Genomic DNA, 209 nt, shown 5'->3' with positions numbered 1-209 from the left:
ATAATCAAAAAGAAAGGGCAGCTATCTTATTTACCGAATATCCTGAAATAGAAAAAGCTTACAAGCTAGTAAATAACCTCAGGAATATCTTCAACAAAACAAAAAACAAAGGTGTAGCCTTTACAAAACTAGCTCACTGGTATAAAGAAGTAGAAGAATCTGGTTTTAAAAGCTTCAAAACGGTAGCCAATAGCATTTACGTAAACTAC

General features: G+C 32.5%; 1 protein-coding gene. It reads left to right on the top strand.

Annotated elements, in window-relative coordinates:
- On the top strand, positions 1-209 hold a 209-nt coding region (locus tag I6U49_RS16940), incomplete at both ends, for a transposase (RefSeq protein ID WP_198629716.1).

The organism is Salegentibacter maritimus (assembly GCF_016236915.1).
In the GTDB taxonomy this organism is placed as follows: domain Bacteria; phylum Bacteroidota; class Bacteroidia; order Flavobacteriales; family Flavobacteriaceae; genus Salegentibacter; species Salegentibacter maritimus.
The sequence above is the reverse complement of the archived record's forward strand: the minus strand, read 5'-3'. Positions and strand labels throughout refer to the sequence as shown.